Origin of the sequence: Methanobrevibacter sp. (assembly GCF_045586545.1) — an archaeon.
Classification (GTDB): Archaea; Methanobacteriota; Methanobacteria; order Methanobacteriales; family Methanobacteriaceae; genus Methanocatella.
Genome location: NZ_JAZNAN010000111.1, coordinates 21,864 through 37,156 on the forward strand (window position 1 = coordinate 21,864; position 15,293 = coordinate 37,156).

19 protein-coding genes are annotated in these 15,293 nt (G+C 36.5%); 5 read left to right on the plus strand and 14 right to left on the minus strand.

Translation table 11 applies throughout. From position 1 onward, the window contains the following. Nucleotides 1–12 precede the first annotated feature (12 nt). The 7 genes from ACKI3D_RS08325 to ACKI3D_RS08355 form a co-directional block, all read right to left on the minus strand. Nucleotides 13–411 carry an RDD family protein gene (locus ACKI3D_RS08325; RefSeq protein ID WP_407393632.1) on the minus strand — a complete coding sequence of 133 codons (399 nt, stop codon included), beginning with the start codon at nt 409–411 and terminating at the stop codon, nt 13–15. A 10-nt stretch (nt 412–421) separates the two neighbouring features. Beyond that, complete coding sequence (gene hypE, locus ACKI3D_RS08330) at nt 422–1,441, minus strand: hydrogenase expression/formation protein HypE (RefSeq protein WP_407393634.1); 1,020 nt, start codon at nt 1,439–1,441, stop codon at nt 422–424. Nucleotides 1,442–1,643: 202 nt separating this feature from the next. Next, a complete protein-coding gene (locus ACKI3D_RS08335; RefSeq protein ID WP_067042838.1) occupies nt 1,644–2,687 on the minus strand; it encodes an NAD(P)-dependent alcohol dehydrogenase in 1,044 nt (347 codons plus the stop codon). Between the two features lie 353 nt (nt 2,688–3,040). Further along, the gene (locus ACKI3D_RS08340) at nt 3,041–3,415 is read right to left on the minus strand and encodes a 30S ribosomal protein S8e (RefSeq protein ID WP_407393636.1); all 375 of its coding nucleotides are present in this window, start codon (nt 3,413–3,415) and stop codon (nt 3,041–3,043) included. A gap of 192 nt (nt 3,416–3,607) precedes the next feature. After that, the gene (locus tag ACKI3D_RS08345; RefSeq protein ID WP_407393638.1) at nt 3,608–3,850 is read right to left on the minus strand and encodes a hypothetical protein; all 243 of its coding nucleotides are present in this window, start codon (nt 3,848–3,850) and stop codon (nt 3,608–3,610) included. Between the two features lie 6 nt (nt 3,851–3,856). Next, on the minus strand, nt 3,857–4,141 hold the full coding sequence (locus tag ACKI3D_RS08350) for a hypothetical protein (protein WP_407393639.1): 285 nt from the start codon (nt 4,139–4,141) through the stop codon (nt 3,857–3,859). A gap of 55 nt (nt 4,142–4,196) precedes the next feature. Then, a complete protein-coding gene (locus tag ACKI3D_RS08355; protein ID WP_407393641.1) occupies nt 4,197–4,544 on the minus strand; it encodes a hypothetical protein in 348 nt (115 codons plus the stop codon). A gap of 191 nt (nt 4,545–4,735) precedes the next feature. Here ACKI3D_RS08355 and ACKI3D_RS08360 point away from each other — a divergent pair, with 191 nt between their 5' ends. Continuing rightward, the gene (locus ACKI3D_RS08360; RefSeq protein ID WP_407393642.1) at nt 4,736–5,419 is read left to right on the plus strand and encodes a DNA polymerase domain-containing protein; all 684 of its coding nucleotides are present in this window, start codon (nt 4,736–4,738) and stop codon (nt 5,417–5,419) included. 38 nt (nt 5,420–5,457) lie between these two features. Continuing rightward, nucleotides 5,458–6,150, plus strand: a complete 693-nt coding sequence (locus tag ACKI3D_RS08365) for a TIGR02253 family HAD-type hydrolase (protein ID WP_407393644.1) — start codon at nt 5,458–5,460, stop codon at nt 6,148–6,150. A 9-nt stretch (nt 6,151–6,159) separates the two neighbouring features. Here ACKI3D_RS08365 and ACKI3D_RS08370 read toward each other — a convergent pair whose 3' ends face one another. The 5 genes from ACKI3D_RS08370 to hemB form a co-directional block, all read right to left on the minus strand. Then, complete coding sequence (locus ACKI3D_RS08370) at nt 6,160–6,939, minus strand: exodeoxyribonuclease III (RefSeq protein WP_407393646.1); 780 nt, start codon at nt 6,937–6,939, stop codon at nt 6,160–6,162. Further along, nucleotides 6,939–8,483: a phenylalanine--tRNA ligase subunit alpha gene (locus ACKI3D_RS08375; RefSeq protein ID WP_407393648.1), complete on the minus strand. Its 1,545-nt coding sequence runs from the start codon at nt 8,481–8,483 to the stop codon at nt 6,939–6,941. Before ACKI3D_RS08375 ends, ACKI3D_RS08370 begins: the two co-directional genes overlap by 1 nt. Nucleotides 8,484–8,581: 98 nt before the next feature. Beyond that, nucleotides 8,582–8,905 carry a hypothetical protein gene (locus tag ACKI3D_RS08380; protein WP_407393650.1) on the minus strand — a complete coding sequence of 108 codons (324 nt, stop codon included), beginning with the start codon at nt 8,903–8,905 and terminating at the stop codon, nt 8,582–8,584. A 70-nt stretch (nt 8,906–8,975) separates the two neighbouring features. Continuing rightward, entirely contained in the window at nt 8,976–9,854 is an 879-nt protein-coding gene (locus ACKI3D_RS08385) for a triphosphoribosyl-dephospho-CoA synthase (protein WP_407393651.1), read from the minus strand. Beyond that, complete coding sequence (gene hemB, locus ACKI3D_RS08390; RefSeq protein WP_407393653.1) at nt 9,851–10,855, minus strand: porphobilinogen synthase; 1,005 nt, start codon at nt 10,853–10,855, stop codon at nt 9,851–9,853. The genes ACKI3D_RS08385 and hemB overlap by 4 nt, the downstream gene beginning before the upstream one ends. 243 nt (nt 10,856–11,098) lie before the next feature. Here hemB and ACKI3D_RS08395 point away from each other — a divergent pair, with 243 nt between their 5' ends. From ACKI3D_RS08395 to aroC, 3 genes are read left to right on the plus strand one after another with little or no spacing between them, the layout of a single operon-like run. Then, nucleotides 11,099–11,584: a DUF6932 family protein gene (locus ACKI3D_RS08395; protein ID WP_407393655.1), complete on the plus strand. Its 486-nt coding sequence runs from the start codon at nt 11,099–11,101 to the stop codon at nt 11,582–11,584. Between the two features lie 10 nt (nt 11,585–11,594). Next, entirely contained in the window at nt 11,595–12,239 is a 645-nt protein-coding gene (locus ACKI3D_RS08400; protein ID WP_407393657.1) for a hypothetical protein, read from the plus strand. Between the two features lie 36 nt (nt 12,240–12,275). Next, on the plus strand, nt 12,276–13,370 hold the full coding sequence (gene aroC / locus ACKI3D_RS08405; RefSeq protein WP_407393659.1) for a chorismate synthase: 1,095 nt from the start codon (nt 12,276–12,278) through the stop codon (nt 13,368–13,370). On the opposite strand, the gene ACKI3D_RS08410 is transcribed toward aroC, so the two are convergent. Both ACKI3D_RS08410 and ACKI3D_RS08415 read right to left on the minus strand, forming a co-directional pair. Next, the gene (locus tag ACKI3D_RS08410; RefSeq protein ID WP_407393660.1) at nt 13,364–14,296 is read right to left on the minus strand and encodes an MBL fold metallo-hydrolase; all 933 of its coding nucleotides are present in this window, start codon (nt 14,294–14,296) and stop codon (nt 13,364–13,366) included. The genes aroC and ACKI3D_RS08410 overlap by 7 nt on opposite strands. A 12-nt stretch (nt 14,297–14,308) precedes the next feature. Further along, nucleotides 14,309–15,229, minus strand: coding sequence for a DUF2121 domain-containing protein (locus tag ACKI3D_RS08415; RefSeq protein WP_407393662.1), 921 nt, complete (start codon nt 15,227–15,229; stop codon nt 14,309–14,311). Between the last annotated feature and the right edge of the window lie 64 nt (nt 15,230–15,293).

The following is a 15,293-nucleotide window of genomic DNA, read 5'->3' on the forward strand; positions in this document are numbered from 1 at the left end:
TTAATAATGAGCTTAAAGCTCATCAACAACAACAGTCTGTGTAATCTTATTAAGAAGCCTGTCAGACTTTAAGATTTTGCCGATTGCCCAATCAAAAATAATTGGAACCCAATATATTTTTGTCAGATTGCGGACAATAGCTTGAGGTGCAGAGATTCTTGCACCGTTTCTTGATCTGACTTGAAGATACATTACTGACTTGCCCACACTAGCTCCGAAAAAGAGTTCACTGATTACAAAGTAAATATATATCAAAATAGGTACAAGATACACGAAAAGTGAATATACACTATATGAATTTGCAGGAGCTATTACAAGGGACACTAAATAAGTTACAATCCACATAAATGCACTAACAACAAAGAAATCAATTATATATGCTATAACTCTTCTTGAAAATACACTTACCATTTTTATCACCTTAACATACTCTAGGAACCGGGTCTGCAATCGGGGCTTCAAGTATTCTTTCACCGCCGATAGGAGTGTTTACAACAACATAATCTCCTTCTACAACCTCTCCGATAATCGCTGCATTTTCACCATATTTGACGCCACGAATAGCTTCAAGAATTTCATCAGCCTTATCGGCCTTTACGCCCATGACAACTTTTCCTTCGTTGGCGACTTCAAATGGATCAATGCCCAACATTTCAGATACAGCATGAACCTCTTCCTTGATTGGAATTGCATCCTGTTCAAGGACAATGCCTACACCTGCCTTTGAAGCCATCTCATTAATGGCATTTGCAAATCCTCCACGTGTAGGGTCTTTCATGGCTGTAACTCCGCCGATTTCTAAAGCCTTTTCAATAATATTCCACATAGGAGCGACATCAGATTTCAAATCGGTATCGAAACCGAAACCTTCCCTGAATGACATCAGACTCATTCCATGATCTCCCAAACTGCCGGTGATGATAATCTTATCGCCGACCTCAAGGCCTGAATCACGGACGACCTCACCTTTTTTAGCTATTCCAATACCGGTTGTCACCATTACAATGCCTTCGAGCTTGTCCTGAGGCATCACTTTGGTATCTCCAGTTATTACGGCAACGTCAACTTCCTCACAAGCTTCATTTAAGGATTTAATTATCCTATCCAAATCTTCTATAGGGAAGCCTTCCTGCATGATTATTGCATTGGAAATAGCCAGTGGACGGGCACCCATTACAGAAACATCATTGATTGTTCCTGCCGCTGAAATTCTTCCGATATCCCCTCCCGGGAAAAATAAAGGGTCAATTGTATGACCGTCAGTTGTAAAAACGATTTCATAATCTCCAAGGGGAATAGATGCTCCATCATCCAACGCATCCAAGCTAATACCACCATTGACGCTTTTTTTAGTGATATTATCTAAAATTGTGCTGGCTATCAAATTAGCCATCACTTCACCGCCAGCACCATGATTCATATTAATTTTATCTTCCGCCATATTATCTCCTAGTTCAAAATACTAATGAAATAATATATGTAATAACAAGTATATTAAAATTTTGAAATGATGGCTTTGTAGAAAACACATTTGATTTTTGAAAAAATAATATTTTTTACATTCCTAATTTAATATTAATTAAAATGGTCGTATTTTCAATACCAAAAAAAGAAAAAAAGAAGGACATTAAAGTCCTTTAAATCTATTCGTCGAATTCTTCAAAGGTAATGACAGCCCTACCTTCAACTCTTCCGTTTCTTAAGTCATCAAGAGCTTCGAGAACTTTACTGAATGGATACTTTTGAGCTTGAACTGTGATTTTTCCAGCTTTTGCCAGATCCATGATTTCATAAAGGTCAGTGATAGTTCCACCTTGAGTTAGTCTTACCATTACACCAGGTTTAACGGTGGTCCAGCTAACAGGGAGTGTTCCTCCACCAAGACCTAAAATTGAAATAAGACCTAATCCCTTGGTAATTTGTGCAGCAAGTTCTAAAGTGTTGTCCCTACCTACAAAGTCAAATACAGCGTCTACACCTTTGCCATCAGTCAATTCCATGATTTTGTCATATGCATTATCATCTAAAACAACTAATTCATCAGCACCGAAGTTAGTCATTTTAGCCATTTTGTCTGCGGATCTGTTAACTACAATAACACGAGCAGAGGTTGTTAAAGCTAAATATTGACAACAGTAGAATCCAAGTCCGCCTACACCGATAACTACTGCAGTACCGTTGTTTGGAATAAATGGTTTTGCAGTTTGTACAGCTCCATATGGAGATAGACCTGCATCCGCTAATGCTACATATTCTGTAGGATCAAGGTCGCCTAAAGGTGCGACTTCTCTTGCATCAGCAATCATATATTCTGCCATTCCTCCGTCTTCCTTAAGACCACGTGCACTTGCAACTTCACAGAAGTTGTCACGGCCTGAAAGACAGTATTGACATTTACCACAAGCATGTAATGTGTCTACAATAACGTTTTGTCCGACTTCGACAGTGTCTACTCCAGGTCCGAGTTTTGCGACAGTTCCTGCGTTTTCGTGACCAAATGTGAATGGTCCTACGAATGGAACTGTGATGAAACCTTCATCAATAACTTCAAGGTCAGTTCTGCACATTCCTGCACCTTTCATTTTAATTAAGATTTCGCCAAATCCAGGTTCTGGAATAGGTACCTCCTCCAATACAGGAGGTTTTCCTAATTCATTTATTCTCCATGCTTTCATTGTTTCAGCCATTTTTATACCTCATTTCAATTTGTTCATTAAATTATAATTCAATGAGATTAACAATATTCTGTTGAATATTTATTAGAAAAATTCATTTAAACACACATTTAATCCAAAATAATCTTAATTTATAATATGTTAATTCTATTATTTAATTATTTATCTATAGAATATTCACTATGAAAAGACATTTGTTCATGTGTGCTGCGTGCAGATTCCGAGTGCTAAAAATGTCAATGATGAGGCTTTAAAACAAAAAAAATAATCTTATTAATGGATTTAAGAAAAAATAAAATTATTAAAAAAAAATTGCAGATTTACACAAAAATAGAAATAAAAAAAGAATTTAAAGATAAATATCTTTAAATTAAAACTCCGTTGACAACGCCATCCTGACCAGGTCTGGATGTTACTTTAGCATTACCTTCAGGGGTTTCTACAATAGCACCTTTGGTAATGATGTTCCTTCTTACGTAGTTAGGGTTTGCGGTGTTTTCCACTACATTGAGGATGTCGACCAATTTGGTTTTGCCGTTAGCGTCAGTAACGTTGATTTTGTTAGCGGTAGCCAATCTGAGCTTTTCGTTTCCACCACGGGTTCTGATTTTTCTTAATTTTTTTTCGTCTAATCTAGTTTCAGCTGGGTCTCTTCCTAATTCAGCTTTCCTTTTTCCACGGTGTGCAACATTTCTTGCACCTGATGGACTTCTAGTTGATTTTCCTTGAGAAATTGACATAATTTTCACCAAATAAATATTAATCTATAACTAATAATCGCTGACTATAATCCCCTTTTCAATTAAAACTATATGCAAGAAATAATAGCCTAATTTTTGAGAGCAAAAAAGAGCATTATAGAATAATGATAATTAAATATTACTCATTTATTATATATAAATGTTTTATTTTTCAAGAAAAAAATAGGAATTTCAGTTTTTGTTTTTCAAAATAAATTCATCGACCAAACTATCGAAATCCTCTTCGGACAAATCCTCATCAGAAGCCGCTTCAAGAATCTTTTGGATTTCCTCATCTGAAATTTCATCGCCTAAAAGTTCTATCAGCAAATCCTTCAAATCATTATCGTCAATGTATGCTTCTGCATTTGAAACCATTGATGCGGATTCCTCATCTTCATCTATCGTATAATATGGAATGTTCTTATCCATCATATCAACCTACTCATCATCTTCCGGAGGGAATTCATAATAAACGATTCCATAGGCATCATCATCAAAAAACCATTCATTTGGCTCTTCTGCAAAATCTTCATCTTCTAAAATATCGTCAAAGTCCACTTCGCCTTCAACTTGAATAACAATATTGACATCGTCTCCTAAAGACTCTACATCGATTCCCAATTCATCCAAATCTATTTCTATTTCATCGCCTTCGATTGCATCTTCGGGAATTACAATAACTATTTCATCTCCCGGCTTGACATTAATATTCGGATTTTCCAAACTATCACCTTCAAAATAATATTATTTAATAAGTCATATTTAAAATGATAGCAACCTAATGGTTACTATCAATTTCAAATGAAATTTCAGGAATTCCAAAATCGTTCCTGCATCTGATTGAGCAGATTTTCAGGCCTTCGATAAACATGTGAAAGTTTAAGCAGACCATGTTGCAGTCGATGTAGATTACCACATTGGAATTTTCCAAGATCTCTTTTGGGATTTTGAACACTTCAGATGCATTGTTCACATATACTGAATTTGGAACGTTGTTCTTGTCGATTCCTAAAAATATTCCGTCAGATATGTCATAATCTGCAGAAATTCCATATTCTCCATCCACTTTTGCGACGAAAGTGTCATTGATTTCGTCGTAACTTGAAATTAAAGTTTTTGTTTCCATAATATCAAACCTCACACATACTATGTATCATATAAAATATATAAAATCCCCAAGAGCATTTGTAAAGTAATATCAATTGTTTTTAATCTAAATAAAGCAATATTATAGCAATAAAATTGAAATCATTTTGAAAAATTGATTTAGTAAACTATTAAAAACAAGTCATTCATAATTACAACTAGGTGTCAAAATTGGTAAGCGAGACAAAAGAACAGTTGGCTCTTGAAGCCGAAATCAAGGCACAGGCTCAGAAATTCCTGAAATACCTCAATTCAACATTGCCTGAAAGCATGGAACTTGAATACGAAGGATTCTACAGAAGAGGATTTTTCGTAAGCAAAAAAAGGTATGCCGTAATTGAAGATGGGGAAATCATAGCAAAGGGACTGGAGCTTGTCAGAAGAGACTGGGCGCCAATTGTAAAAAACACCCAAAAGGCCGTTTTGATGGCAATCCTAAAGGAAGGGGATTCCGACAAGGCCATAGCCGAAGTCAAAAAGGTATTGAAAAAAATCAAAAAGGGTGATGTCGAGAAAAAGGATTTAATCATCCACACCCAGATTACCAAACCCCTTGATCAGTACAAGCAGGTCGGACCCCATGTAGTGGCAGCCCGCAAAATCGAGGAGCACGGAATCAGAGTCTCACGGGGAACCATCATCCAATACATAATCGTCAAGGGAAAGGGATCCATCAGCCAGCGTGCTGTACCTTATGAATACAGCGAAGGCTATGAGTATGATAAGGATTACTACATCAATAACCAATTGATACCAGCAATCGAAAGAATCATGTATTCATTCGGCTACACCAAAAAGGACCTGGAAGACCTGGCGCGCGGTGAAGTCCAGCAAAGCCTTGATGCATTCTTTTGAAAAAACTTAAATAATTTTAAAATTAAAATAAGATTTATATGAGAGACAATACTGAACGTGTAGTCTTTTTCGATATTGACGGCACATTACTTGATACTTCAGATTTTGCAGAAACTGCAAGAAAAGCAGCTATTGGATTAATGGTAGACAACGGTTTGCCACTTGACAAGGATGAAGCATATGGTGTTTTAAAAACAATTATCCGTGAAAAGGGATCCAATTATGGAAAGCACTTCAACATGCTCACTCAGGTCGTATTGGGCCATGAAGATCCTATGCTTGTAGCGCTTGGAATGACAACATACCACAATGTTAAGATGGCACTTTTAAGGCCATACTCCGAAACCATCGATACATTAATCTACCTTAAAAGCCAAGGCTATCGTCTGGCTGTAATCTCAAATGGAATTACCATCAAGCAATGGGAGAAATTAGTTAGATTAAACATCTATTCATTTTTCGATGCAGTCATTACCTCTGAAGAGGTTGGAAAAGAAAAACCTGACAAACTGATTTTTGATGTTGCACTCAGGAAAATGAAAGGGGATCCTGAAAAATCAGTAATGATTGGAAATAAGTTTAAAGCAGACGCTCTAGGTGCAGTCAATGCGGGATTAAGTGCAATTCTGGTCAATTCAGATGTTACTGAAGACGACAGAGAATACATAAAAAAAGAAAAACTGGACATTACAATTATTGATGACATTGGTGACGTTAATACAATATTATAGTCACCAAAACTACTTATTTTTAAAATCCAGCTCCAATGTTACTGGACAGTGATCTGAACCGTAAACATCAGATAATATTTCGGCTGATTTTACATTATCTTTCATTTCTTCATTTACATAGAAATAATCTAGTCTCCAGCCGGCATTCCTTTCACGTGCCCTAGTACGATAACTCCACCAGGTAAAGTTGTTTTCACCCTCGTCAAACATTCTGAAGGTATCGACAAACCCGGCTTCCTCCAATTGGTCCAGCCAGGCACGTTCCTCAGGCAAATACCCTGACTTTCCCTCACAGTTTTTAGGATTGTAAACATCAATAGGATTGTGGGCAATATTATAGTCTCCGGTTATGACTATGTTTTCACCCTGCTTTTTAAGCTCAACAAGCTGTTCGAGCAATGCGTTGCAGAAATCAACCTTAAAATCCAATCTTTTTGCTTCCATTCCGCTGTTTGGGAAGTAAATATTGTATAAAATAAAATGAGGATATGTAATTTTTAAAACCCTGCCTTCACTGTCAAGCTCTTCAACGCCAAGACCACGAACAACTTCAACAGGCTCTATCTTTGAGTAGGTTCCAACTCCGCTATATCCTTTCCTTTCAGCTTCATTGAAGCATTTGTGATAATCAACCCGGACCAGTTTCTTTGGAATCTTATCTTCGGAAGCTCTTACTTCCTGAAAGTTGATGATATCCGCATCGGTATTTTCAAACCAGTTCCAAAACTCGTCCTTTTTAGAAACTGCCCTGATGCCGTTTACATTCCAAGAAACCAGCTTAATTGACATTATAATCTGACTCCAGTATCAACAGGCAATTCGCGAAGCCATTTGATGTCGCTTTTGTAAAGCATACGAATGTCTTCAACATCATATCTTATCATAGCTAACCTTTCAATACCTAAACCGAAGGCCAATGCAGGCTGATTGATTCCCAATGGTTTCAACACTTCAGGCCTGAACATTCCTGCCCCACCAAGTTCAATCCAGCTTTCCTTTTCTTCCAGATAGATTTCGGTTTCGGTGGATAAGTAAGTATAAGGGAAATAAGCCGGTCTGAATCTTACTTCAAAACCTAATTTTTTATAGAACTCCTTTAAAGTACCTAAAAGATTTTGGAAACTGATTCCTTCATCACAGACAAGCCCTTCCACCTGATGGAATTCAGGCAAGTGTTTGTAGTCGAAGGTTTCTCTTCTGAATACCCTTCCAACAGAAAACATCTTGATTGGAGGTTCATGTTCAAACAGGTGTTTTGTAGATATTCCGGTTGTGTGGGTTCTAAGAACACTTTGGCGTGCAATGTCTTCACTCCAGTCATATTGCCAACCGATAGAGCCAGTATCTGCACCGGTTTCATGAGTTTCAGCAGTTAATTTTACTAAATCCATATCAGGCAAATCACAGGTTAAAGGATTTTTAAGATAGAATGTATCCTGCATTTCACGGGCAGCATGATCCTGTGGCTGGAAGAGTGAGTCAAAGTTCCAGAATGCAGATTCAACATATTCTCCCTTGTCTTCTGAAAAACCCATGTTCAAAAAGATTTCCCTGATTTCATCAATGATTACTCTTAATGGGTGTTTTTTGCCTGCAAAAATAACAGGTGCTTCAGCATTAATGTCATAAGGACGGTATTGTAAGCTTTTCCATTCACCTTCTTTTAAATGTTGGTGTGTAAGCTGAGTAGCCTGTTCTTGGATAGTAAAGCCAGTTTTTAAAATAGCTTCACCTTTTTCTAAGAGTTTAAAGGAGTGTGAGGTATTCTTCTTAATGTTAATAATATTCTTTCTGTCATTGAGTTTCTTGAATCCGTCCAAGAGGCCTTCATCCAATTTATCCTTAACAACATTTTTTGCATCGGTCAACTTGTTCAATAGCTCTTCATCTTCACCTAACTTATCTTTAAAATCAGCCCCAATATCTGTGATTTTTACTTCGCCTTTATCTATTTGAGCCCAATTTTTACGGCGCAGCCAACCGATAGCAATGTTTGTCTCTTTTTTATCAATTCCGGTAGTGTTGGCCAAGTCTTTCATATGAATTGCACGTTTTTCAGCCAAAACATCTAAAATCCTACGTTCAGGAAGACCTTCTTTGGCAAATTCCAAACCTGCATCTGATAAAGAGATAATCTCTTCAGTGTCCTTTTCAACTTCAATAATATCCTTTGAAGCAAGTGACCCTGCTGCACTCATAACTGATTTGATGTCCATGTTGGCATTTTCAGCTATCTCTTCAGGAGTGGCATCCGGATTAGCTTCAAGTTCCTTTAAAAGTTTCTTTTCATAAATATGTAATTCATTAATGGTTTTTTCAATATCCTCACTCATTTAAACACCATACATTAAGATTTAATAATATAATAATATATGTTTAAAATGATTTATAAAGATAGTGTAAAAATTAAAAAAAAATAGAAAATTGGAAACTAGAATATAATTCTATTTCCAGTCCAGTCAACATCATTAAAAGCGTCAGCTTTCTTTTCATCTTCAAGATATTGAGCCATATCCCTGTAGACTTTGACTCTGAAAATATCCGGATAGGCTATATATAGCCTGTCGCCGTTAGGCTTGGATTCCTTCATGTAGGTTTGCTGAAACTCGATGATTGTGTCATCCTCTTTGTGGAAATGATGAACTTCATTTGCGCATAATATCTTAAAGTGTACAAAATCATCTTTCAATAATTCATTTACCAAATCCTCGATTAAAGGAGGGTTATTTGCATTTTTATTATATTTGATTTGCATTTTCCTCACCATTTTAATTCCGAAACTAGAATTAGTTATGTATTATATTTTATACTAATAATTTAAATATTTATTCGAAATTTGATTTCAAATAGCTTACAAATATTGAAGCAGCGGTCAAATCAGCAGTTGTTCCGGGATTATATTTATTATTAAATAAATAATCATCAAATTCCTTAAGTCTTTCGCCGAAATCCGGAGCATCTTTCAAATTAAGCAAATCCCTAGTCATCATGGAAATCTTTAAAGCTTCATCTGAACCGTATTTTCTTGAAATTAGTGTATCCGGAACCTGTGATAGGATTGTTAAGAATGTTAAAACGCATGCATCGTTTTTGGATTTCTCACCGACCAATTCATGATAGGTAGGATAGCCTATTTCGAATACGGCAGGCATGTCTGAGGTCATTTCACGTGCAAGCATGTCCCATGGAGCGGAGATTTTCAAAACATCATACATTGTCTGATTGTTTTCTCTCAATTCATTTTTTGCATTGTCACTGGCCACATCATATTCGTCCTGGTCTCCCATTCCCCCGGCATCGGCAATGTTGATTGCATCATACAGGTCACATGCATCGTCAACTGAAGTGTTTGCCATCAATAACTTGACGTTTTCGCGAATGTCATCAAAGGAATCGCTGATGGCAGCAGCTACTGCAATCGGTATTGTCATCATCATGATTCCGAGATTGGTGTTGTTCTTAATCCACCTGTCGGTTTCAGCCACTGCCTGCAGGATGTATTTGCCCAATTTAGGATTTTCAACATCAACATCACTGCATGCCTCACGGACAGTATCACCAATTACAATGCCACTAATCACAAAGTCTTCAAAGACCATGTCATGATAATCACGGGTTCTGTGGACATTTCCCGGTTTTGGATAACCGCTTACCTCCAATGCAGAGGCGATTTGAGCGATTTTAGCAATTTCATTTGGATTCATTCTATCACATCATTCAAAAGCAGGTATGGTGCAAAGTTAGTGATTATCAAGTCTGCTCCGGCTCTTTTAATTGAAACCAGGGATTCCAAAATTGCCCTTTCGGTTAAAAATCCCTTCTCGATTGCAGCCATGAGCATTGCATATTCACCGCTAACATTATAGGCAACCAAAGGCAACATGAATTCATCACGAACCATACGAACAACATCCAAGTACGGCAGCGCAGGTTTTACCATCAAAAAGTCGCACCCTTCAATTACGTCAAGCTCACATTCACGGATTGCCTCAACGGCATTAGCCGGATCCATCTGATAGGATTTTCTATCCCCCAAGTGAGGTGATGAGCAGGCCGCAACCCTGAACGGTTCGTAGAATGCAGATGCATATTTGGCGGAATATGACATAATCATCACATTGTAAAATCCGTTTTCATCCAGAGTTTCCCTGATAGCTGCAACCCTTCCATCCATCATGTCGGATGGGGCTACAATGTCTGCACCTGCCTGAGCATGTGACAAGGCTACTTTGGCAATGTATGGAAGTGATTCATCGTTTAGAATTTCAATTCCATCATCAGTGTCTTCATTTTCTTCAATCATCCCACAATGGCCATGAGAAGTGTACTGACATAGGCAAACATCACTGATAACGACCAAATTAGTCTCTTTTTTAAGTCTTCTGATTGCCTTTTGAACAATACCTGTTGCTGAATAGTCCGGTGAAGCTATTTCATCTTTTGTATCCTCTTTTGGAATTCCAAATACAATGATTGATTTCAATCCTTTAGCTTCAAGTTCCTTAGCAAATTCAACTCCACTTTCCAGTGAGTATCTGAATTCTCCCGGAAGAGAGGAAATTTCTTCCTTTTCATTTCCTTCAAGCTCTTCTTTAAAGTAAATCGGATAAATCAAATCCTCTTTTTGAAGTTTGGTTTCACGAACTATATCTCTGATTTTAGCATTTTTTCTTAATCTTCTCATTCTTGTTGTAGGAAACTGCATAATAATCACTAGTTAAACTATTTAATTTGAAAATATTTAAAATTTAAGTCATTGACTTCACCATGAAAAATTGCCGTTATGATAAAAAATTGTCTTATCCTTGTAAAATTGATTTAGATGTATAATATTGCTTTTTTAATGAATTTGGGATAGATTCGGAAGTGATTTTGAAAAAAAATATATATGGCCATTGAAATAATATTAATAACCACAGACGTCTGTTAAATTTTTGATGTGGTTTAGATGAAAACTAAAAAATTTAACGGTTTCAATGAAGAAGGATGCTTACCATTAGGCATTTACGAAATGACACTAGAAGAATTCGAAGATATATTCTCCAAAAACAAATCTTTGAGAAGAAGAGAGATTATGAAACACTATAAAAAACATGTAGAAGAAATAATCAACTCCCCCTATTATCTAAATCATTGGATTAATGGAAGTTATGTTACTTTAAAAGAAAATCCAAAGGATATTGATACATTAACTGAATTTGATGGTGTTGAAATTGACAAACATGATGATAAAACTAAAATTGAAGACTTAATCTATAATGCTCCATTAAGAACAGAAAATACTTGTCATTCATTTTTAGTTTATAAATATCCGGAATCATTTCCTAATGAATATGAAAAATATTTAGAAATTAAATCCAGAACATTAGCCATATTATTTGCTAAAAATAAAGTCACAAAAAATCCTAAAGGATATATTAAACTTAAAAATTGATGGTGATAAAATGAAATTAACCAGTTTAGAAGATTATGATAAAGAATTAATTGATATGGAAGAATCATTAGCTGAAATGGAAGAATACATCAAAGAACATCCCGAAAGATTGGGATATGCTGGAAATTATGAAACATACAAATATGTTTATAATATTTTCAAGAATGATAAACTTGAATTCATTGCACAACTTACTGAGATAAATTTGAAATTAACGAGAAATCCATTTAATGAAGGCATGCATGTAATAAACTTCACCACTCTAAGCAACAATTTCAATGAAACTGAAAAACTAACAACAAACCTCTTAAACAGTAATTTCACAGAAGAATTACTAATAAATAGAATTTCAGAAGGATCATTTAAAATTACATTTTCATTTCCAAACCCTACCGAAGATGATGTTAAAAGAATATCCCCCAGAAAGAAGGGACTGTTAAAAATATTCGATTTCATCAATTGCGCAGACGACATTGAAAAACTAAAAAAGGAAGCCGGACCCGATGGACGAGAAGCACTCATGGCCTATAGAAATTTTCTAGCGGAAATTGTAAAAAACAATGCGGATTTCACGCTCGATACCGAAATGGGAACCCTTAAGGCAGGACTGACTCTGCAGCAATGCAAAAACATTTGCAAAAATTTAAACATTTAATAACTTTGAAAAACAAATAATTCCTAGAGGCTTAACATGTCAAATTCAATAGGGGAAAAATTTAGAATAACCAGTTTTGGTGCAAGTCATGGTCCAACAGTTGGAGCCATTGTTGACGGATGTCCTGCAAACCTTGAATTAAGTGCAGAAGACATTCAAAAGGAATTAGATAAAAGGAAACCTGGAACCAGCAGCGTTACAACACCTAGAAAAGAATCAGATGAAGTTCAGATTCTTTCAGGCATTTTTGAAGGCAAAACAGACGGAACACCTATTGCTGGAGTTGTTTTCAATAAGAATCAACATTCTAAAGATTACTCCATGTTCAAAAATACACCACGCCCTTCCCATGGGGATTATGCATGGATGATGAAATACGGCAACTATGACTATAATGGAGGAGGCCGTGGAAGCGGCAGAGTTACTATTGGCCATGTAATTGGAGGAGCAATAGCTAAAAAGCTCCTGAAAACACAGGGTATTGAAATCATATCACATGTAACCCAAATAGGAAATGTTAAAGCCGAAAATAAAGACCTCACAAGCATCAAAGAAAATATTGAAAAAAATCCTGTCAGATGTGGAGATTTAAAAGCCGCCAAAGAAATGGAAGAGTTAATTTTAGCTAAAAAAGAGGAAGGAGATTCTGTTGGAGGAATTGTAGAAACAATTGCAACAGGAGTTCCGGCCGGTCTTGGAGAGCCTGTTTTTGAAAGACTGGACGGGGACCTGGCTAAAGTCCTGATGAACATCGGTGCGGTTAAAGGAGTTGAAATTGGCCTGGGATTTGATGTGGCTACACATTCCGGCAGTGAAATCAATGATGAATTCCAAATAGAAAATGAGAAAATAACAACTAAAACAAACAATTCCGGTGGAATTATCGGAGGAATGAGCAATGGAATGCCGATAATATCAAGAATTGCAGTTAAACCTACACCATCAATTTCAAAATGTCAGGATTCAGTTAACTTGGAAAAATTGGAAAATGAAAAAATAGAAATTAAAGGGCGTCATGACCCGTGCATCTGTCCTAGACTGACAGTTGTGGCTGAAGCAAGCACTGCAATAGTTCTTGCAGACCATATGATTCGCTCAGGATTCATTCACCCGACAAACTTAGATTACTGAGGCTTATTCTTTTTCATGAAGGACATTTCATCGAATTCATTATTCTGGAAAGCCATCTGATATGAATTCTTCCTTTCCATATTGTATAAATTATGGGAAGTGCTGTGAACTGAGGATTCCACATCTTTTAATGAAATTAATCTGAATCTTCTAGGATTGTTATAGTTCACATTGAATGATAATCCATCGAATGCAGCTATTGTCTTAACTCCAGTCTGTTTGGAAATCTTTTTGGCTTCAGTAACAGGATTGTTTGAAATCATTTTTAATCCTAAGTGTGTCATCACCGCAACTTTAGGTTTTACCTCTTCAATCAAATCTATGAAATTGCGGGAGCACATGTGTCCCGGAATGGTTCTGTTTCCCGGGCGAAGCACACTAGCTATTAAAATGTCTGCCCCTTCATGCTGCTGGGCTAAACCTTCAAAATAACCTGTATCTGAAGTGTAAGATACTTTAAAACCATTATAATCTATCTGAAATCCCATTCCGTCGGGATCACCATGGTCAGTTTGGCAACCCTTCACCTTAATCCCATTTACCTCATGAACGACATCAGGATTCAATACATAAACGTCAGACTTTGATTTATGATATGATGAAATGCAAGGACCCCATCTTTCAAAGCCATATAAAACACTGTTGCTTCCAAAAATAACTCCCTGATCTTTGGTCATTCCTCTAGTCATCGCTTCAATCAGGATTTCCGCATCGTTATAGTGGTCCGTATGAGCATGAGATACAAAAATACCGTTTAAATTTCGAGGATTGAATCCAAACTGATAAGTCCTCACAAGCGCCCCTGGGCCGGGGTCTACATGATAATTCTTGCCTGCCAGATTATCAATTCTAAATCCTCCTGTCATCCTTCGTTGTGAAATGGCAGAAAACCTTCCGCCACCACTACCTAAAAAAGTAATTTTCATTTAAATCACAACTCATAGAGAACATAGAATTATATCACAGGTAAGAGAAGACTTGTCTTTTTTAAGGCATAAATCCTCATTTTCAATAACGACCTTATCCCCGACTTTAACGTTATCGCTTTCAGTAAACATCAAAACATTTTGACCAGGACCTGCGAGCTGTTTCCAATTTCCATCCATAGCCTGTGTTTTATCATTCAACTGGACCTGAAGCATGTTTCCGTCTATTGCAACAACACGGCCGATATCGCCTTTATCGATGATTTTATTCACCATCTCGATTTCAAGGTTTTGCTGAACAATTTGTTCGGTTAAATCCTGTCTGAATTTAATTAAAACTTTAATGTCATGGTCTATGGTAATGTTTAGGTGACTTTGGGCTTGCATCTTATCATATTTAGGTTCCTGAATTAAAATATCAGTATATTTGCCGACAGTAGGAGTCTTTGATGCAATCTCTTCGATGACCTGTGCAAATGTCTCTCCCATGTATCTTAAGCTTTGGGAAGGCTTCCATTTTCTGCCTATCAAAGTTTCTGCCTTCTGCTTTGCAAACTTATTTCCAAATATGATAATTCCCTTTTCACCGGCCTTACGTGATACGGTGTCTGAACCCAAAAGCTCAAGAATCTGATAACCGTTTGTAGTCCCATAAATCCTTTTTCTTTTTGTTTCGAAAGTTCCTTTGTTACTCACTTCACCTCTGACGGTATTTCCAACAATCTTTAACTTATTAGCATCATCCGTGATTTTAATTGAAATTCCAAGTTCACCTGCTCTCTTGTCAAAATCATCATCATTGCTAATAGTTCCATCATATAATTCTTTTTCTAATATCTCTAAATTTTCTTTGTCTCCGAAATAGCCAATCTTCCTTTTATCTCCGGCCATTACGCAGCCCTTTTTACCAACATAAGCAATAATTAAGCTCATAATATCCCCTAATCATATACCCTATAATTGATAGAGTATCAAAAATTTATTATTTATATATAGT